Here is an 18,725-nt window from a genome sequence, read left to right as displayed (position 1 = left end):
ACGAATACGATCAGTAAAAGGGGGAATCGGTATGCTGTCATTGCAAACGCGAATTTGTCATTTATTCGGTATCGAAGTGCCAATTGTTCAAGCTGGTATGGCCGGAGGGCCGGCAACTGCGAAGCTGGCTGCAGCTGTGAGTGAAGCGGGCGGTTTGGGAACATTGGGTGCAGCCTATATGGAACCTGAAGCACTGCGCAAGGCGATTGCTGAAATACAAGAAACTACCGAGAAGCCGTTTGCGGTTAATATCTTCACATCCAAAGACAAAGACGATTTCTCCCGGCTTGTAGAAGTACAGCATGCCTTAGCTCCATTCCGAAAAGAATTAATGATTGAAGAACCTCAAATTACAAGCTCAGCGGATTGGAGCCGGCAGCAATTCGACATCTGTCTGGAAATGGGCGTCCCGGTCGTCAGCACGGCTTTTGGTTTATTGGAGAATGAACAGATGGAAGCCGCCAAAGCAGCTGGCATAAAATTAATCGCTATGGCGACAACCGTAGAGGAAGCAGAACTGGCTGAGGAATCCGGCGTCGATGCGGTAGTTGCCCAAGGAAGCGAAGCGGGCGGGCATAGGGGGACATTTTCTCTCAAAACTCATTCGGATGGCGCACAAATCGGTACGCTGTCACTGGTTCCGCAGATTGTGGATGCAGTCAAAATTCCTGTCATCGCAGCGGGCGGCATCGCTGATGGACGAGGACTTGTCGCAGCCCTTGCGCTTGGAGCAGATGCCGCACAAATTGGGACACGGTTTCTGCTTGCGGCAGAAGCTGGCACCCATCCTGCCTATCAGCAAAAAGTCATTGATGCGAATGAAGAACAGACTATAATAACCAAAAGTTTCTCAGGGCGTCCCGCGCGTGCCATAAAAAATCGTTTTCTGGCAGAATTTGAAGAAACGGGAACCAAGCCGCTGCCGTTTCCGTCTCATAATACAGTTACGAGAGATATCCGGACTGCTGCCGCTAAAGAGGGCAACAGCGAATTCATGTCCTTGTGGGCAGGGCAATCACTCAGGCTTATAAACAGCAAGGCACCGGCAGCTGAGATGATCCGCGAAATCATGGAGGACGCCCGCGGCATCATTGGAGAATAGCGCTTTGGAATCAGCAGATTTCTGCATGAATATCACAGCGGACATGCTATACTTATACATGTGATTTTTTAAACAGAGGAGATTGGCTAAATGGAATGGAAAAATATATACCGCGGCATTTTGATGGGTATCAGTGACTTGATCCCCGGTGTCAGCGGAGGAACTATAGCGTTTATTTTAGGGATTTACGACCGTTTGCTTGAAGCGATCAGCGGATTTTTCAGCCGCGAATGGAAAAAACATCTGGGCTTTCTGGTTCCGCTCGTAATCGGGGTTGGAGTGACACTGCTTCTTTTCAGCCGGGTCATCGAGTTTTTGCTCGAGCATCATTATGAAGCGACACAATTCTTTTTCATGGGACTGATTCTAGGCGTTATCCCATATATCATGAAACAGGCTGAAGTGAAACAGAATTTCACGAAGCGCCATTTTGCAATTCTGATTTTGATCGGAATCGCCTTGGCTTCGACAGCGTTCATCGGAACAAATGATGATATAGCACCGATTGAACAATTGAGTGTACCGGTATTCTTCACCCTCTTTTTCTCCGGCTGGCTTGCCAGTATGGCAATGCTGCTTCCGGGAATCAGCGGTTCATTCATTCTTTTGCTGTTGGGCGTCTATACGACAGCGATCAATGCCTTGTCGACTTTGAATATCCCGATTGCTCTGGCGATTGGTGCCGGCGTCATTGTCGGATTTATCGTCAGCAGTAAAGCGATCCGCTATTTGCTGGAGAACTTCACATATGTAACGTATGCGGCAATTATCGGGCTGATCCTTGGTTCTTTGTTTGTCGTATTCCCAGGTTTCGCTTCTGATACAATGACCTTGGTGACAAGTCTGATCACGTTCACTGTCGGCTTGGTGTTCACCTTGCTGTTCAGTTCACCGAAGAAAACCGTCATCACCGATTAATCAATAAATCCGGACAGCCCTCTGATTTCAGAGGGCTGTTTTTTGAAACTTCCTGTCTTTGAATCCGTATAACTCTATATAAGAAAAATTTTAAAGAAGACGAGAGGTTTTATGATGAGTAGCATATTATTATTCAGCGCATTGAGCGCTTTGGTGGTGGCATTAATTGTCACGCCTTTTACCGCAGGGAAAAAAGGAGGTAAAGGGAAAGGTTCCGGTGTAATTGCCATGTTTGCGGTTGTTTTTGTACTGGCATTTCTTGCTATTGGAATATACTATTATATTTTTAATATGGACCGCAATCTTACATCGCTATGGCCAGTTGCGTTGGCGGCAGCTGTTCTCGGCGCCATGTTTTCACAAGGGGCTGAACAGAAAGCGAAAACATTGCTGCTGGTAGGGGCAGCGGGGGCAGCGGCTTATATTTTAGCGGCGCCATTGTTCAACGCAACGGAAAAATTCGAATCGGTGGAAATGAAAGAGGAAGTCGAGCTTGCGGCTTTCGATGAAACAAAAACCCCGGCGAGTGTGCCGCCCCAATTCGCGCGCAATAAGATGAAGAAAGCGTTTGGACAGGTGCCGGACACAAGTTATTATGAGCTTGGCAATCTGCAGATCCAAAAAGTGGGCGGAGAGTACGTCTACATTGCACCAGTTGAATTTTCGGGCTTCTTTAAATGGTGGAATGCCGATTCCACACCGGGTTATTTCACCATGAGCGCCACAGACGCCGCGGCTAATCCGAAGTTCATCAAAGAAGAAATGGTCTATACACCTTCTTCGTATTTCGGCAAAAATATCGAACGTCAAATGCGCAGTGAAAACCCGCAGGCTGTGTTTTATGGGGAGCCTCAGCTTGAAGTGGATGAAGAGGGAAAACCGTTTTATGTCCGTTCTTATGGTGAGTTCATTTCAGCGCGAAACGGTTTTGATGTGGAGGGGATCGCCGTAGTCGATCCGGTCACGGGTGAAAACGTAAATTATGTGCTCGAAGATGTGCCAGCTTTTATTGACGGGGCGGTCTCTCCGGAATCAGTCAGTCTTGAAAACAGTTATTACGGCAATTACGCAAATGGATTCTGGAACAGCCTATTCAGCAAGAAAGACGTCAAGCTTCCTTCAGATGAGGGAACTGAAGCGAACGTCAGCCCGATATTCGATGCTGACGGCGAAATGTACTATTTCACGGATTTCACCAGCCCGAAAGAAGGCGTCGATTCAATGCTCGGTTACTCACTGACGAATGCACGTACGGGTTCTTCAACATTCTTTACTGGCAGCCTTGAAGATTCCTATATGGATTCGCAGGGGAACTTGCAGATCATCGAAAAGCAATTTATCGAGAAGGAATGGTCCGGGGAAATGCCGGTCCTGTATAACTTCTACGGTGAGGCCAGCTGGCTGACGCCAGTCTTGGATTCCAACGGCTTCCTGCAGAATTACTTCATCGTCTCAGCGGCCAATCCGGAGATCTCCGTATTTGCGGAAACGCCGAACGAAGCGCTGCGCTTGTATCAGACCGCTCTTCAAAGAGGCGGCAGCATAGTGGACGGCGCTTCGGAGGCTCCGGAAGCGGAAACTACTGGGACCGTCGAGCGTGTCTTCAAGGAAAGAACAGGCGACTTTACGATAGTTTCGTTCCTGCTTGAAGACGGATTGAATTACATCGTGTCATCAGAAAGCAACCCGCTGGCGATTTATCTCGAAGTCGGCGATGCAGTGAACGTCACTTATGCAGACACAGGCGAGTTATTCCTGCCGGTCAAAGTACTGCAAATTGAAGCGATTGAATAACAATGGACCCTTTGCCTTTTATGAGGCAAGGGTTTTTTATCTAGAGTAAATAATATTCAAGTATTTGGAAATAAAAGAGGGCATATCTATCTTTTTATTTCTACATAAGGGTTTGAGCTTTTTTCGAAGTTCTTTTCGCTTTATAGAACGGCATGGAGAGATTAAACTGAACAGAAGAGGTGATTGCGCGTGCGAAAATTATTCTTATTGTTGGTCATTGTCGCTCTGGTTTATTTCGCACGGCCGCTTTGGGAAGAACCGGTCGGCGAGTATGTGGATTTGAGTTTTCTTGACACTGTTGAAAATGCCATTGGAAATCTCGCTGACGGTCCGAATGTAACAGAAGCACTCGATGAGGCGAAGGAATTTACCACACGCTTCGCGAGCCAATTGCAAACATTGGTGAATTCGAATACGGCTGAAATGCCGGAAGCTGTCGAAAAACCCGAACTGTCCGAAACTGATTCTGTGTTCGCCATCCATAATGTAACGCTCGGCATGTCCAAGGAAGAAGCCCAGGTCAAAGTCGGCTTGCCGCTTCGCTTGATGAAGAACGAGTATGGAACCGATTGGCACAGCTATCATACAAATTACCAGAATTACGTGCTGCTGGCTTACGATAAAGACGGCAACGTCAACGGCATGTTTACGAATCAGAATTTAATCTCTTCCACTGAAGGGATTACGATGACCTCCAATAAAGAAGAAGTGCGCAGTAAATTGGGGGTTCCGCTGAAAAGCCTTCAGAAAGGGAATGTGCAATACATTCTCGACACCCGCGAAGAGTACGATTTATTTAAAGCCGGTGATCTGTACATCACGGTTTTCTACGATATCCATGAGGAAAGCACGGTGACGGCTCTTCAGGTCATTCATGAAGACATGGAGAAAAACCGTCCGGAAATCTATGCCGCACCGGATGACGATTTACGTGAAGGCTATGAATTCCTTTTGTTCGAACTGACGAATTCTGCCCGGATCCAGCGGGAGCTTCCGTTGTTAAAATGGGATGAACAGGCAATGGTGACTGCACGGAAGCATAGTGAGGATATGGCGGAAAAAGAATATTTCAGCCATACCAATAAAGAAGGCAAATCGCCATTTGACCGGATGTCCGATGATGGCATCGACTTTTTCGTCGCTGGCGAGAATCTGGCGTATGGCCAGTACAGCAGTATCTTTGCACACGAAGGTCTGATGAATTCCATGGGGCACCGTGAAAATATCGTCAAACCTGATTTCGGCTATCTCGGTGTGGGCGCTGCGTTCAACAGCGAAGACCAGCCGTTTTATACAGCTAATTTCTTCAATAGATAATAAAGAAAAGCGACAGGGCCCGTTAAGCCCCGACAAGCAATAGATGGCTAAAAGGAAGTTTGAGCCATCTATTTGCGACGAAGCAGCGCAGCGATGCAACGCACTTTCATGTCTCGAAGCTAGCGATAGCGATGCAGAGACAGGAGCAGCATTAAAGCCCAATAAATTTTTTGGCGATCTTTGCCATTGCTGGCAAGACCGAAGCGACTCGAGGGGATGGGCCACTGGAGTCTAGACAATGTGGCAAAGAGCCGGTCCGTTAAGTGGATCGGCTTTTTTTGATGTGTTTTTAGCGAGTTGGGCTTATTTCGACCGAAGTTGGGCATAAACTGAAAATCGATAAAAAATGATAGGGGTTTTGAAACCATTGCCTTTCAGGTGCGTATGATAAGAGTGCCTAATACATAAAAAAGCTGACCCTCATCAAAGGGTCAGCAACCGTATCGTATATTTTATTAGTTAAGCAGGAGCCATGCCAGCACGACAAGTGGTCCGACGATGAAGCAGTAGATTGCGAAATATTTCAATTGTCCTTTGGCCATGATGTTCATGAACCATTTAAGGGAAAAATACGAAGCGATCAGTGAACCGATGAAAGCCATGATATAAGGCACGGCCAATGTGGAGAGGTTGTCATCGTTCAGAATATCGGAAACGCTGAGCACAGCGCCGCCTAGGCTGATGGGGATAAACAGCAGGAAAGAAAAGCGCAATGCCGTTTCCTGATTGATGCCGCGAGCCATTGCCGCGACGATTGTGGCACCGCTGCGGCTGATGCCCGGGATCAGCGCCACAGATTGAGCCAGTCCGATAATGATGGCATCTTTCATCGTCATATTGCCGTCTTTTCGTTTACCGTGGATGTCCCGGATCAGCCAGAGCGCAACGCCAGTGATGACCAACGTGACGCCGACGGTTACGATAGTGGAAAGGTAATCATCTATTGTGTCCTGGAAGAGCAAACCGATGATGGCTGCTGGAATGGTTGCTACCACCAGGTAAACGATGAACATGAAGTCGCGCGTCGTTTCTTCGTCTTTTACTTTGAAGAATCTCAAGCCGTTGACGATAAGGCGCTGGATGTCTTCGCGGTAAATGATGAGTACTGCGATAAGTGAAGCGGTATTGACCAGCAGCGCAAACGTGGAGACGCTGCCTTCGATTTCGACATCAAGAAAATATTGGGCAATCAGCAAATGGCCGCTGGATGAGATCGGAATCGGTTCCGTCAATCCTTGAAATAAGCCGAGCAGTAAAAATTTAATGGTAAGCCATAATTGTTCCATTTAAAAATAACTCCTTCTCCGTGGTTAAGATTATGTAAATGCAATGGTTTAGACGCAACAGAAACTGTAAAGTTCGCTTTCACAAAGAATAATAATAACATAATTTCGTGGTAAACTGGGTATACCGTAAAAATAAAAGGAGGGAAACTTTTGACAAATAAACTTTGGTTCCAAGCAGGAGTCGGAATTATCCTGGCTTTAGTCATCATTCGTCTATTTATAGAAGTACAAGGGATATTCGACCCGCTATTCATTATTGCAGGAACAATATTTGTACCGTTGCTACTTGGCGGAGTGCTGTTTTACCTGACACGTCCTATTCTTTATTTTCTTGAAAAGCGCGGATTGCCGAAATGGGCGTCCATCATCAGCATCATTCTTGCGATTGTGCTGGTTTTCTGGCTTTTCTATGTGATGATTGGTCCGATGGTTACAAAGCAAGTAAACTCGCTGGTGGACAATGCGCCAGAAATTGTTGAGGACGTAGAAAACTATGCACAATATCTGCTGGATCAAAGAAGCCGTCTGCCGGACAGCATTCAAGAACAAATAAATGGAATGACAAGCAGCATCGGTGACTGGGCTTCAAATATCGGTTCTGTATTGCTGTCATTTATAACCGGTCTGATATCGGGGTTGGTAACACTTATTCTTGTGCCGTTCTTCCTGATATACCTGTTGATCGATCATAAGAAATTTGTGCCGTTCGTCTCCGGTTTCTTTTCAGGAGAACGAAAATCCTGGATTATCAAAGCAATGCAAGACATCGACCGTACGTTAAGGTCTTATATCCAAGGGCAGTTATTCGTTAGTTTCCTGGTGGGTATCATGCTGCTGATCGGTTATTGGATCATTGGTCTGGAATATGCGTTATTATTGGCGCTGATTGGCATGGTGACGAACGTAATTCCATTCCTCGGTCCTTATATCGCAGTCATTCCAGCGGTTATCATCGCATTAGTGACGGATCCCATTAAAGTGATTTGGGTCTTGGTCATCATGCTAATAGCCCAGCAGATAGAAGGAAACCTGATAACGCCGAATGTCATGGGGAATGCGCTGGATGTCCATCCTTTGACAGTCATAACGTTAATATTGGCGGCCGGGAACATTGCCGGTCTTTGGGGTATCATCCTTGCGATTCCGACTTACGCCGTACTCAAATCGATTGCCAAAAATGTTTATGCAAGACGCCAGGAAATAAGGAAAACAGCCACAAAAGACGTTTAAAGGAACCTCCATGAAGTTAACTTCATGGAGGTATTTTATATTTGAAGAAAAAAACTTTAAAGTTGCAAGGGCTTTGAATGAGCGTCTCTTTGTCCAGACTCCATCGGCCCAGCCCCTCGAGTCGCTTCGGTCTTGCCAGCAATGGCAAAGGGCGCCATTACTTTCAAGCCCTCCAGCGCTTGTCGGGGCTTAACGGGCGATGTCGCTTTTCTTTGTCCAGACTCCATCGGCCCAGCTCTTCGGGTCATAAGCCAGCCCAGCTCTGCGGTCAAGACCGCGCCGCTGTTCTGTCTTATGCCTTTCAGAGCTTAACGGGCGATGTCGCTTTTCTTATTGTCCAGACTCCATCGGCCCAGCTCTTCGGGTCATAAGCCAGCCCAGCTGCCGTGGCAAAGAACGCCACTCTGCTGTTCTGCCTTATGCCTTTCAGAGCTTAACGGGCGCCATCGCTTTTCTACTTAATCCTTGACGAAAAATAGTCTACCCCCTAAACTGTTAATAGTTGAGGGGGTAGACTATTTTGGATCAACGAATAAAAGAAGCAGTCGATCTATTCACTGAAGTGATGGTTTACGGCACAGAAAAAGTCATCAAGTCAGTCGATCATCCGCTTTGGAAGGAATATTCACCTGAACAAATGCAGATGCTGAAGCTGATCAGCAAAGAAAAACGTGTGACTTCCAGCCGTCTTGCAGTTCTGCAGTCAGTACATAAATCGGCCATTTCCAGCAGAATTAAAAAACTGCTGCAAAAAGAATTGATTCGCATTGCCGAAACGGATGACAAGAGGACGAAAATGCTTGAGATAACTGATTCAGGCAGGGAAGTGCTGGCGCAGTCAGACAAGGCCTTGACCGAATACATCGAAAAACTGATGTCGGAACAGATCGAAGACAAAGAAATAGACGAGTTCCTCATCATTTTCCGCAAGCTCAAAAAGATACTAAAAATGGATGGAGTGTAAAATATGAAGACGATATTAAAACTTAAATGGCCGATCCTGATCGGTTTAATCATATTAACAGCCGCTCTTTTCCTGTTGGCGCCGAATTTGACCGAGCAGGCGGAAGAGGCAGGGTCATTCCAGCTTTCTGAAGATGCTTCATCCCAACAGGCCGCGGATATTCTGGCGGATGCTGGAGCCGCTGCGCAAACCATTTCCGTTGTCGTTCCAATGGAGTCGGAATTGGATGATTCAACGCGTGATACGCTGGAGCAGATGGTTGCCGATATCGAAGCAATCGGAGAACCGGTGACGTCTGTATTGAACCCGGTGGAAAGTGAAGAACTGGAAGAACAATTGATTTCGGAAGACGGAGAAACGATCCTGATTCCAATCACATTGGATGGTTCCGATGAAGAGGTGAACCAAGTTGCGGATGAAATTCGTGAAAATGTCATCCCTTCCGATTTAACAGCTTATATCACGGGTGAAGCCATCATTAATAATGATGTTAATATCAGTGCCCAGGAAGGCCTGAAACGTACTGAAATCATTACAGTCGTCTTGATTTTCGGTTTGTTGCTGGCGGTTTTCCGTTCGATTGTGACACCGTTCATACCGCTTGTGGCAGTGGGGATTTCTTATTTGCTCAGCCAGTCGATCGTAGCATTTTTCATTGATTGGTTCGGATTCCCGGTTTCAAACTACACACAAATATTCCTGGTGGCGATTCTGTTCGGGATCGGTACCGACTATTGTATTTTGCTCCTCAGCCGTTATAAGGAAGAATTATCTTCCGGACATGGTGTGGAAGAGTCAATCATCAATACCTATAAAACTGCAGGGCGTACATTGCTGATCAGTGGACTTGCTGTATTTATCGGATTTTCTGCCATCGGTTTTGCTGAATTCCCGATTTTTAAATCAGCGGTAGCCGTCGCAGTAGGGATTTTCGTCTTGCTGATCGTCCTGTTTACCGTCGTACCCTTCTTCATGGCAGTTTTGAAGGAAAAATTATTCTGGCCTTCAAAAAAATCAGCTTCACATTCGGACAGCAAAATCTGGATCTGGATGAGCAAGCTGTCGATCAATCGGCCTCTATTGTCGATGTTGGTTGTAGCGATCATTACCGTACCGTTATTGTTTACGTATGATAATGATCTATCTTTCAACACCGTTGATGAAATCGGCGGGGAATACGAATCGGTGAAAGGCCTTCGCGCAATTGAAGACGGCTTTGGGAAAGGCGAATCTTTGCCGGTCCAGGTTCTATTCAAATCGGATGATGCTTTAACAAATGAAGATACTATTCCTTATTTCGAACTGGTCAGCCGCGAAGTTGAAAAAATTGACGGCGTCGATTCAGTCCGTGCCATTACACGTCCGACAGGCGATGTAATTGAGGAACTGTATGTTGACGAACAATTGGGCTTGCTTGCGGACGGATTGACTGAAGCACGCGATGGTCTGGGCGAAGTCCAGGCAGGTCTTACGGAAATTGAAACCAATCTATCCAACATTGCCGGCCAGGCTGGCGGTTCGGGTGGACTTGGTGAAGCTGCGGCGGGTCTAGGCCAGTTGAACGATCAACTGGCGCAAGTTACACAAGGATTGCAGCAGACGGGCAATATCCAGCAGACGGTTGGTGCATTGACACAGATCAGCGGCGGTCTTGCTGAAATCGAGCAGGGCCTTCAAGGCGCAGCCGGTCAAACAGGCGAGCTCGGTGCGGGTCTAGGCCAGTTGGCTGAAGGCGTCGCATCCGCCAACGAAGGACTTTCTGAAATTGAAGGCGGCCTTACCGAAGCATCTGACATGATGCAGTCGATGAGCGACAGTGAATCGGTGCGTGCGACGGGTTTATTCATTCCCGAAGGAACGCTGGATGAAGAAGAGTTCGAACAGGTCTTTGACCGCTATACATTTGCGGATGAGACTGGCGTGATGATGGAAGTCATCCTCGCTGAAGATCCATATTCACCGGAAGCGATCGACACGGTAGCGGAAATCAAAGATACCGTCAATCGCAGCATAGCGGCGACTCCTTTGGAGGAAGCTGACGTTGCGTTCGGCGGAATCGCCAGCATCAACAGCGATTTGCAGGATGTTTCTTCAAGCGACTTCACAAACACCGTCATCATTATGCTTGTCAGCTTGTTTATCGTCTTGGCTATCCTGTTCCGTTCATTGATCATGCCTTTATATATGATCGGTTCATTGCTGTTGACGTATTACACGTCCATTGCCATTGCGGAGTTGATTTTCGTCAACGGGCTTGGCTTTGACGGAATCAGCTGGGCGGTGCCATTCTTCGGCTTTGTCATGCTGGTGGCTCTTGGTGTCGATTATTCCATTTTCCTTCTCGACCGTTTCCGCGAAGAATCTTTCAACGGCATTTCGGTTCGTGACGCGATGTACACATCGATGGCGAAAATGGGTACAGTCATCATTACGGCAGCCATCATCCTTGCCGGCACATTCGGCGCAATGATGCCTTCTGGCGTATTGAGTCTCGTGCAGATTGCGACAATTGTTGTGACGGGTCTATTGCTGTACGGCTTAGTCGTATTGCCGCTCCTTATCCCGGCAATTTCGGTTTCATTCGACCGCGGGGTCTGGTGGCCGTTCGGCAATCGCAATCGCGATCATAAATAAGGATGAATAAATAGATTGAAGCTGCAGGCGGCACCCGAAATGGGTTTGCGCCTGCAGTTTTTTTCTGTTAATGAAGGATTTATAGCAGCCATGCTATAATGGAGGAAGAATGAAAAAATGAAACGGGGTATATGCACTATGCTTACATTTGAGCAAAAACTGGAAATCATCGAATCGTTTCCTGAACTGACACGCAAAGACGTGTCGATGAAACGCGTCAATTTCCATTACGAAGAAAGCCTTTACGACAAGAAAATCGCAGTCTATCATCTTCATCCAAACGGCAACGGCTTTGTCTATGTCGGCAACTTGCCGCAGTACGAAGCGGACAATAAAGGCTTCGTCAATATCCGGGATTTTTCCGAGAAAGAATTGCGCAGCATCCTGGCTGACGCTTTAGATTATTTATCACTTGAACCGGAACCGCCTTACGATAAGACCTGGACGAACCGCGAGAATGAGAAAGTGGATTTGGTCTATGACGAACCATTCTGGAATGTCTATGCCGGCAAAAATCTGGAAGAAAGCTTCGGCACTTTCAGTGATGCGGAAGATTATTTGATCGACCAAGGCTTTAAAGAGCCAAAATAGTGGAAATCCGCTTGCTGAATGAGGACGAGGACCTGCCCATGGACTTGCTGTTGGAAGCGGATCCTTCTGAAGAACTTGTCCGGGAATATTGCGGACGCGGCTTAGTCTACGAAGCCATAGTCGACGCTGCACTTATAGGTGTGTATGTTTTATTGCCATTACCTGATGGCGCCGTGGAAATTAAAAATATCGCTGTCGCTGAAAATGCGAGAGGGAGAGGCTTCGGCAAGAAGCTGATTTTACATGCCTTGTCTGATGCAAAAAGATTAGGATTCACCCATGTCGAAATAGGCACCGGCAACTCGAGTGTTGATCAGCTGATGCTGTATCAGAAATGCGGTTTTCGCATCGACTCATTTGACCGTGATTTCTTTACGCGCAACTATCCGGAACCGATTTTTGAAAATGGCATCGAGTGCCGCGACATGATCCGGCTTGTTTATACTTTTTGATTTAAACTCTTCCTTTCGGGGAAGGGTTTTTTGTTTAGAGGAAGCAAGAAAATCTGCGATAAATAGAGAATCGCCGATAAACCTTAAAAAACCGCTGATAAACTATGAAAAATCGCCGATAAACCGCTAGAAATCGCCGATAAAAGCAAAAAAATCACCGATAAATAATACGTTAGAAGTTTGAAGCATATTTCATCCAACAATCCTGGATGGTCAAACGGATAAAAGGATATCTCACAACTTCAATTTATCGGAGTATTGTAAAGGAGCCTTAGCGCTCCTTTTTTTTCTTGCAAAAAAACAGGCAGGAAAAAGAGGAAAAAAACAGTAAATTTCGGTATGCTTGATGCAAGGAGTGATGACATGTTCAAGAAAGTGACTTTATATACAGATAAGCTCGATGAAGTAAAAGGCTTTTATGAATACCAACTGGGTTTCCGGATTGTTGAAGAAGACGAATCCAGCTTTATGCTGGCCATCGGTGAATCCCAGCTTATCTTCCGCGAATCCGATCGCCCGGCGTTTTATCATTTTGCCTTCAATATACCTGGCAACCAGTTCACTCTTGCCAAAGGCTGGGCAAGTTCACGGGTGGAATTGAACCGCCAGGAAGGGATGGATGAAATCTATTACGCGAATTTTGATGCGGATGCATTTTATTTTGAAGATCCTGCCGGAAATATCGTGGAATTTCTTGGACGTCGGAACACCGACAGGATGGGGAATTTCACAGTGGATTCATTGCTGAATATCAGTGAAGTCAGTATCACAACCCCGCATGTAGCGGAAGTCGGCAAACAGATCGAAGATATGGAAATTCCGGTCCGCGGCAATAAAGGAATAGATCCTGGCTCGTTGAACTTTCTTGGGCAGGGAGCGGCGTTTATTCTTCTTGTTGCCCCGAAAAGAACCTGGTATTTCTCGAAGAAAAAGAGCGAGGTCCATCCGGTGTCGATTGAATTGACGGATGGCCGCCAAATCTATATTGATGAAGAAGGGCGCTTCGGTTCAGCGGTTCCGGAAAATCCGTTGTCAGACCGCTTGGAGGAAATGGAGTTCTCAGGAGCCGCCATGCTGAAAACAGAGGAAGAATGGGCGATAGCCAAGGGGATGGCAGACCGGGCAAACGCGCGGCCGAATGCAGTGAATACCCGTTTCGGCATTGCTTCCGGCTGCAAAATATTCACCGCTGTGGCAATTGCGCAATTGGCCGAGGAAGGTAAATTGTCATTTGATGATGTCCTGTCCGAATTGCTTCCCGAGGACTTTTCGAATTTCCCTGTGACAATTCATCAATTGCTGACGCATACATCGGGGATTCCGGACTATTTCGATGAGTCCGTCATGGATGACTTTGAAGAACTATGGCAGGACCTGCCGATGTATCGAATGAAGAGCACAAGAGATTTTCTGCCACTATTCAAGGATAAGGCGATGAAATTTGAACCCGGTGAAAAATTTGAGTACAATAATGCGGGCTTTATCGCGCTCGGCATGGTAGTAGAGAAGTTGACCGGCAAAGATTTTACCGATGTAATCGAAGAGCGCGTTTTTCAACGCGCTGGCATGGACAGGTCGGGTTATTTCCGATTGGACAGCTTGCCGGCGGAAACGGCAACCGGTTATATAGATGAAGGAACGACTTGGCGCACCAACCAATACGCTATTCCGATCAAGGGAGGCGCTGACGGTGGTGCTTACACAACGGCCGCGGACATGGCTGTTTTTTGGGAGCAATTAATGAATTACAGCCTGCTTTCTGAAGAAGGAACACGCAATTTGCTGAAGGTGCATGCTTCGGATGAGGAAGGCCATTACGGCTACGGAGTATGGATTAAAAAAGAGGAAGATGAAATCCTTAAATACCATGTGATGGGATACGATCCGGGAGTCAGTTTTCATTCGGGCTTCTATCCTTCCAACGGCAGCACATTAACGGTATTATCGAATGAAAGCACTGGTGCCTATGATGTTATCCAATTGATCGAACAGGAAAAAATGAACTGACAATCGAAAAGGAGTAGAAGTCCATGAGCGGTAAAAAACTGGCATTATCCATTATATTCGGCACCATTGGCGTAGCCGTATTGATTTTTGCGGTTTTCCAATTATATTTCATGCTGAATTAACAACAAAACAAGAGGTGATCCGCTGAAATCGGATCACCTCTTGTTTTATTTTGGCTTTAAAGTTTTTCTGAAAATGTATTTTATTCGACTGATCAGAAAATAAAAACTGACCTCCAAAAAAATTTATGGAAATAAAATAAAAAAATGGATTCTTCCGAAGAAGAATCCATTAACAGTTATATTTAGATTAAGCTTTTTGTACGTTAGTAGCTTGAAGACCGCGTTGGCCTTGCTCGATATCAAACGTTACTTCTTGGCCTTCGTCAAGAGACTTGAAGCCTTCGCTTTGGATTGCTGAGAAATGTACGAATACATCGTCGCCGCCTTCTCTTTCGATGAAGCCGAATCCTTTTTCTGAGTTAAACCATTTTACTTTACCTTGTTCCATGTGTGTTTCCTCCTCGTATGCGTAAGCATACATTGTATTACTATCCTTGCTCAAATCTTGCAGATGAACATCTGACACTTTTTAAAAGTTATCCGAACAAAAATAATTCTTCCTTAGAATAACACGGGTATATTAAAAATGCAAGCTTTATGTAAAAATTGGGTCTCTAGCTTAAAATCCTGTATTTAATTATACTGATAGAACGGTTACAAATGAAGGGGTGAAAAGATGAAGAGGATCATTGTGTGCGGCGTTTCAGCAGGTGCAGGAAAGTCCACGTTCGCAAGAAAACTTGGAGAAAAAATCGAAATTCCTGTGCATCATTTAGATTCTTATTATTGGAAGGCGGGTTGGGTGGAAAGGGAGAAGGAGGAATTTCGGGACAAACAGCGGCAGCTTGTTAAAGAAGATACGTGGATTATAGAAGGAAACTATGCCAGCTCCATGGAAATCCGGCTGGCAGAAGCGGATACCTTCATTTATTTGGAGCTGCCATTAAGGGTCTGTCTCTACCGGGCTTTGAAGCGGTGGGTGCTGAATTACGGAAGAACCCGGCCTGATATGGCGGAAGGGTGTCCTGAAAAAATGGACAAGGAGTTTTTGAAGTTCATCGTCACGACGTATGCGGACAGAAAAATCGAGATGAGGCAGCGGGCAAAAGATTTTGTTGGTCGTGGACCTGATCGCCAGTCGATTATTTTGCAGACGCAAAAGCAGATAGACGGCTTTTTGAAATGAAAAAAAGGTATATGACGCGGCATATCAAATTATTATCTAATTTGCAGTAAAATTTAAAAAACTCGCTTACATAGGAAAAAATAAGTGGTATCATAAAAGTACAAATCTGAACGGTAGGGGGAAGCGGAGATGAAAGTTTTATATGAAGGCACTATCACCCATCAGGTTCTTCGGAAAAAACTGGCTCTGCACATGAAACGGCTTTATCTTGAAGATCTGCCGGCTATAGAAGAAGTACAAGAAGCAGTGGTTGCTGCGATGCCGGAAAAAACAGCTTTACAGCCTTTATCAACAGAAGAATTTCTTTTCATCCTCAATGAACGCGGGTTGATGGTTGGTGCATATGCGGAAGACAAATTAATCGGCTTTCGCGCATTGCTGATTCCTGAAATCGATGAAGAGCATCTCGGCTACGACATCGGATTGTCTGAAGAGGAATTGCCGAGAGTGATTTATCAGGAGATTTCGGCTGTGTTGCCCGCTTTCAGGGGAAATCGTCTGCAACAGAAGCTGGCGGATGTCATCATGAAGGAATTACCGAAACTGCCGGGGAATTTCCGTTATGTCTGCTGCACCGTCGCCCCGATGAACATCCCGAGCCTGAAAGACAAATTCACGCAGGACATGTACATCGGCGCCTTGACAGAGAAGTACGGAGACAAAGAACGGTATGTCTGTGTGAAAGACCTGGAGAATCCGTCAATCGGCTACGAAGGCTTTGCGGCCGCCAAACTGGATGATTTCACCAAGCAACATCAATTATTCGATGCCGGTTACGTCGGCATCAACTTCCAAATGAAAGACGGCTTCCATGAAATTCAATTTGTAAAACCCATTCTTTAAATAGAATGGGTTTTTCTTTTATCGCATAAAAATAATAAATAATTCTGAAACTTTGAGCACTTATTACCGTATATAAGATAAGATGGAAAAGAGCTACCGGGAATGGGAGGTATTGGTATGGAGTTGTTTGGTTTAGGAGTGGAGCAAATTTATATGTACGGCTTGCTGATTGCGGCAGGGCTGACTTTATTGTATGTGCTGTTCGGCGATATGGCAGATGCCGGTGAAGGGCTTCCGTTATTGAATCCAGCTGTCCTGCTGGCATTTTTCACCCTGTTTTTCGCCATCGCCTTTGTGCTTGAAAAAGCGGGTGGACTGAACAGTGCCACTATCATCTTGATTGCAGCAGTGGCGGCAGCAGTGCTGGACTTCCTTCTATATTTCTTTGTTTTATTGCCATTGAAATCTGCGGAATCTTCGATCGCCTATACCGAAGAATCGCTTCTCGGCCAGGTGGCACGGGTTATCATCCCAATTCCTGTCGACGGCTATGGTGAAGTGGTGCTGGAAACATACGGCGGAATGATTTCGAAGCGCGCTGCAGGCTATGACAATGAGCCGATTGCGCAGGACGAACAGGTGCTGATTATTGAAATCGCTGACGGTACGCTTTATGTCAGGGAATACGAACCTTTTGTTTTAGGAAATAAAAAATAGAAAATCCAGGGGGAATCAGAATGGAAGTGTGGATCGTTATTGGAGTGGTGGCAGCTATATTGCTGGCGTTGATCGGCGTATATGTCACAAAATACAAGACGGTGGGACCGGACGAAGCATTGATCGTTACGGGAAGTTATTTGGGATCGAAAAATGTACATACGGACGACTCGGGTAATCGCATTAAGATTATCAGAGGCGGAGGGACGTTCTTGCTGCCGGTGTTTCAACAGGCGGCACCGCTCAGCCTATTGTCCAGCAAATTGGAAGTCACGACGCCTGAAGTCTATACGGAGCAAGGTGTTCCGGTTATGGCAGACGGTACCGCAATCATCAAAATCGGCGGTTCCATTTCTGAAATTGCAACGGCTGCCGAGCAGTTCTTAGGAAAGTCTAAAGAAGACCGGGAAAATGAAGCGAAAGAAGTTCTTGAAGGGCATCTTCGTTCTATTCTGGGATCGATGACGGTAGAAGAAATTTATAAAAACCGCGATAAATTCTCTCAGGAAGTGCAGCGGGTAGCATCGCATGATTTGGCGAAAATGGGCTTGATCATCGTGTCGTTCACTATCAAGGATGTACGTGACAAAAACGGTTATCTTGATTCATTGGGTAAAGCACGTATTGCTCAGGTGAAACGGGATGCAGATATTTCAACCGCCGAATCGGAAATGGAGACGCGCATCAAACGTGCCGAAGCCGGCAAGGAAGCGCAGCGTGCTGAAATTCAGCGTGCCACTGAAATCGCCGAAGCGGAAAAAGAAAATCAATTGAAGGTGGCAGAATACCGCCGTGAGCAGGACAGTGCGAAAGCCCGTGCCGATCAGGCATATGAACTGGAAACAGCACGTTCGAAACAGGAAGTTGTAGAACAGGAAATGCAGATCCGTATTATAGAACGACAGAAACAGATCGAACTGGAAGAAAAAGAAATTCAGCGCCGTGAGCGTCAATACGATTCAGAAGTGAAGAAAAAAGCGGACGCTGACCGTTATGCTGTGGAACAGGCAGCCGAAGCTGAGAAGTCGAAACAGCTTGCAGATGCTGATGGCCAGAAATACCGAGTCGAAGCTATGGCGAAAGCCGATGCAGAGAAAGTCCGCCTCGATGGTATGGCCAAAGCAGATTCGCAGCGTGCCCAAGGTGAATCTGAAGCGGATGTCATCCGCCTGAAAGGTCTTGCCGAAGCTGAAGCTAAACGTAAAATCGCGGAAGCTTTCGAAATGTACGGCCAAGCGGCTACACTCGATATGATTGTGAAGATGCTGCCGGAATATGCGAAACAGATTGCCAGCCCACTTGCGAATATCGATAAAATCACAGTTGTCGATACCGGCAGCGGCGAAGGCGGCGGTGCCAATAAGGTGACATCGTACGCAACGAACCTGATGTCGACGCTGCAGGAAACGCTGAAAGAGTCATCTGGAATCGACGTCCGTGAAATGCTCGAGAACATGAGCGGCAAAACGGACTACGCTGCAACGATCGAACAATTGCGCTACGAATTGGCGGAAAAAGAGACCCCTGTTAAGTAAATAGAATTTCACATACATTAAATTGTATGCAAAGAAAATAGTTACATTAAATATTTTTAAATAGAACCAGCGACAAAAAGCTTTTGCTTTTTGTCGCTGGTTTTTGGTTTCAGAGAACCCTTGAGCGGGAAAAGATAGGCGATATAG

General features: G+C 46.2%; 16 protein-coding genes. 14 read left to right on the top strand and 2 right to left on the bottom strand.

All coding sequences use genetic code 11. The features are described from left to right. Positions 1-31: 31 nt before the first annotated feature. The 4 genes from AC2Q9J_RS11455 (at position 32) to AC2Q9J_RS11440 (ending at position 5,131) form a co-directional block, all read left to right on the top strand. Positions 32-1,102, top strand: a complete 1,071-nt coding sequence (locus tag AC2Q9J_RS11455; RefSeq protein WP_499040003.1) for an NAD(P)H-dependent flavin oxidoreductase — start codon at positions 32-34, stop codon at positions 1,100-1,102. 90 nt (positions 1,103-1,192) lie between these two features. Then, a complete protein-coding gene (locus AC2Q9J_RS11450; RefSeq protein WP_499040001.1) occupies positions 1,193-2,020 on the top strand; it encodes a DUF368 domain-containing protein in 828 nt (275 codons plus the stop codon). A 114-nt stretch (positions 2,021-2,134) separates the two neighbouring features. Further along, complete coding sequence (locus AC2Q9J_RS11445; RefSeq protein WP_499039999.1) at positions 2,135-3,814, top strand: hypothetical protein; 1,680 nt, start codon at positions 2,135-2,137, stop codon at positions 3,812-3,814. Between the two features lie 189 nt (positions 3,815-4,003). Next, positions 4,004-5,131, top strand: coding sequence for a CAP domain-containing protein (locus tag AC2Q9J_RS11440; protein WP_499039997.1), 1,128 nt, complete (start codon positions 4,004-4,006; stop codon positions 5,129-5,131). Positions 5,132-5,586: 455 nt separating this feature from the next. On the opposite strand, the gene AC2Q9J_RS11435 is transcribed toward AC2Q9J_RS11440, so the two are convergent. After that, positions 5,587-6,417: an undecaprenyl-diphosphate phosphatase gene (locus AC2Q9J_RS11435; RefSeq protein ID WP_499039995.1), complete on the bottom strand. Its 831-nt coding sequence runs from the start codon at positions 6,415-6,417 to the stop codon at positions 5,587-5,589. A 150-nt stretch (positions 6,418-6,567) separates the two neighbouring features. Here AC2Q9J_RS11435 and AC2Q9J_RS11430 point away from each other — a divergent pair, with 150 nt between their 5' ends. From AC2Q9J_RS11430 to AC2Q9J_RS11405, 6 genes are all read left to right on the top strand, one after another. Continuing rightward, positions 6,568-7,647, top strand: a complete 1,080-nt coding sequence (locus AC2Q9J_RS11430; protein ID WP_499039993.1) for an AI-2E family transporter — start codon at positions 6,568-6,570, stop codon at positions 7,645-7,647. A gap of 520 nt (positions 7,648-8,167) precedes the next feature. Continuing rightward, the gene (locus AC2Q9J_RS11425; protein WP_499039991.1) at positions 8,168-8,611 is read left to right on the top strand and encodes a MarR family winged helix-turn-helix transcriptional regulator; all 444 of its coding nucleotides are present in this window, start codon (positions 8,168-8,170) and stop codon (positions 8,609-8,611) included. 3 nt (positions 8,612-8,614) lie between these two features. Further along, positions 8,615-11,245 carry an MMPL family transporter gene (locus AC2Q9J_RS11420; RefSeq protein WP_499039989.1) on the top strand — a complete coding sequence of 877 codons (2,631 nt, stop codon included), beginning with the start codon at positions 8,615-8,617 and terminating at the stop codon, positions 11,243-11,245. 138 nt (positions 11,246-11,383) lie between these two features. Then, positions 11,384-11,836, top strand: coding sequence for a hypothetical protein (locus AC2Q9J_RS11415; protein ID WP_499039987.1), 453 nt, complete (start codon positions 11,384-11,386; stop codon positions 11,834-11,836). Then, positions 11,836-12,288: a GNAT family N-acetyltransferase gene (locus AC2Q9J_RS11410; protein WP_499039985.1), complete on the top strand. Its 453-nt coding sequence runs from the start codon at positions 11,836-11,838 to the stop codon at positions 12,286-12,288. The genes AC2Q9J_RS11415 and AC2Q9J_RS11410 overlap by 1 nt, the downstream gene beginning before the upstream one ends. Before the next feature lie 363 nt (positions 12,289-12,651). Further along, the gene (locus AC2Q9J_RS11405) at positions 12,652-14,295 is read left to right on the top strand and encodes a serine hydrolase (RefSeq protein ID WP_499039983.1); all 1,644 of its coding nucleotides are present in this window, start codon (positions 12,652-12,654) and stop codon (positions 14,293-14,295) included. A 309-nt stretch (positions 14,296-14,604) separates the two neighbouring features. Here AC2Q9J_RS11405 and AC2Q9J_RS11400 read toward each other — a convergent pair whose 3' ends face one another. Then, on the bottom strand, positions 14,605-14,805 hold the full coding sequence (locus tag AC2Q9J_RS11400; protein ID WP_006830093.1) for a cold-shock protein: 201 nt from the start codon (positions 14,803-14,805) through the stop codon (positions 14,605-14,607). Between the two features lie 228 nt (positions 14,806-15,033). On the opposite strand from AC2Q9J_RS11400, the gene AC2Q9J_RS11395 reads away from it, so the two are divergent. From AC2Q9J_RS11395 to floT, 4 genes are all read left to right on the top strand, one after another. After that, positions 15,034-15,543, top strand: coding sequence for a P-loop NTPase family protein (locus AC2Q9J_RS11395; protein ID WP_499039981.1), 510 nt, complete (start codon positions 15,034-15,036; stop codon positions 15,541-15,543). A 129-nt stretch (positions 15,544-15,672) separates the two neighbouring features. Further along, positions 15,673-16,386, top strand: coding sequence for a hypothetical protein (locus AC2Q9J_RS11390; protein ID WP_499039979.1), 714 nt, complete (start codon positions 15,673-15,675; stop codon positions 16,384-16,386). Positions 16,387-16,503: 117 nt separating this feature from the next. Further along, positions 16,504-17,043 carry an NfeD family membrane protein gene (locus AC2Q9J_RS11385; RefSeq protein WP_499039977.1) on the top strand — a complete coding sequence of 180 codons (540 nt, stop codon included), beginning with the start codon at positions 16,504-16,506 and terminating at the stop codon, positions 17,041-17,043. A 20-nt stretch (positions 17,044-17,063) separates the two neighbouring features. Beyond that, positions 17,064-18,578 carry a flotillin lipid rafts scaffold protein FloT gene (gene floT, locus AC2Q9J_RS11380; RefSeq protein ID WP_499039975.1) on the top strand — a complete coding sequence of 505 codons (1,515 nt, stop codon included), beginning with the start codon at positions 17,064-17,066 and terminating at the stop codon, positions 18,576-18,578. Positions 18,579-18,725: the final 147 nt, after the last annotated feature.

It is taken from the genome of Planococcus sp. RAB007_Raresut (genome assembly GCF_057369535.1).
This window is presented reverse-complemented; position numbering and strand designations above follow the sequence as displayed.

What these genes read in the sequence shown, in the direction of transcription:
- AC2Q9J_RS11435 (WP_499039995.1), bottom strand. Translation starts at nt 6,417, where the DNA reads ATGGAACAATTATGGCTTACCATTAAATTTTTACTGCTCGGCTTATTT.
- AC2Q9J_RS11455 (WP_499040003.1), top strand. Translation starts at nt 32, where the DNA reads ATGCTGTCATTGCAAACGCGAATTTGTCATTTATTCGGTATCGAAGTG.
- AC2Q9J_RS11445 (WP_499039999.1), top strand. Translation starts at nt 2,135, where the DNA reads ATGAGTAGCATATTATTATTCAGCGCATTGAGCGCTTTGGTGGTGGCA.
- AC2Q9J_RS11390 (WP_499039979.1), top strand. Translation starts at nt 15,673, where the DNA reads ATGAAAGTTTTATATGAAGGCACTATCACCCATCAGGTTCTTCGGAAA.
- AC2Q9J_RS11405 (WP_499039983.1), top strand. Translation starts at nt 12,652, where the DNA reads ATGTTCAAGAAAGTGACTTTATATACAGATAAGCTCGATGAAGTAAAA.
- floT (WP_499039975.1), top strand. Translation starts at nt 17,064, where the DNA reads ATGGAAGTGTGGATCGTTATTGGAGTGGTGGCAGCTATATTGCTGGCG.
- AC2Q9J_RS11395 (WP_499039981.1), top strand. Translation starts at nt 15,034, where the DNA reads ATGAAGAGGATCATTGTGTGCGGCGTTTCAGCAGGTGCAGGAAAGTCC.
- AC2Q9J_RS11385 (WP_499039977.1), top strand. Translation starts at nt 16,504, where the DNA reads ATGGAGTTGTTTGGTTTAGGAGTGGAGCAAATTTATATGTACGGCTTG.
- AC2Q9J_RS11420 (WP_499039989.1), top strand. Translation starts at nt 8,615, where the DNA reads ATGAAGACGATATTAAAACTTAAATGGCCGATCCTGATCGGTTTAATC.
- AC2Q9J_RS11415 (WP_499039987.1), top strand. Translation starts at nt 11,384, where the DNA reads ATGCTTACATTTGAGCAAAAACTGGAAATCATCGAATCGTTTCCTGAA.
- AC2Q9J_RS11450 (WP_499040001.1), top strand. Translation starts at nt 1,193, where the DNA reads ATGGAATGGAAAAATATATACCGCGGCATTTTGATGGGTATCAGTGAC.
- AC2Q9J_RS11400 (WP_006830093.1), bottom strand. Translation starts at nt 14,805, where the DNA reads ATGGAACAAGGTAAAGTAAAATGGTTTAACTCAGAAAAAGGATTCGGC.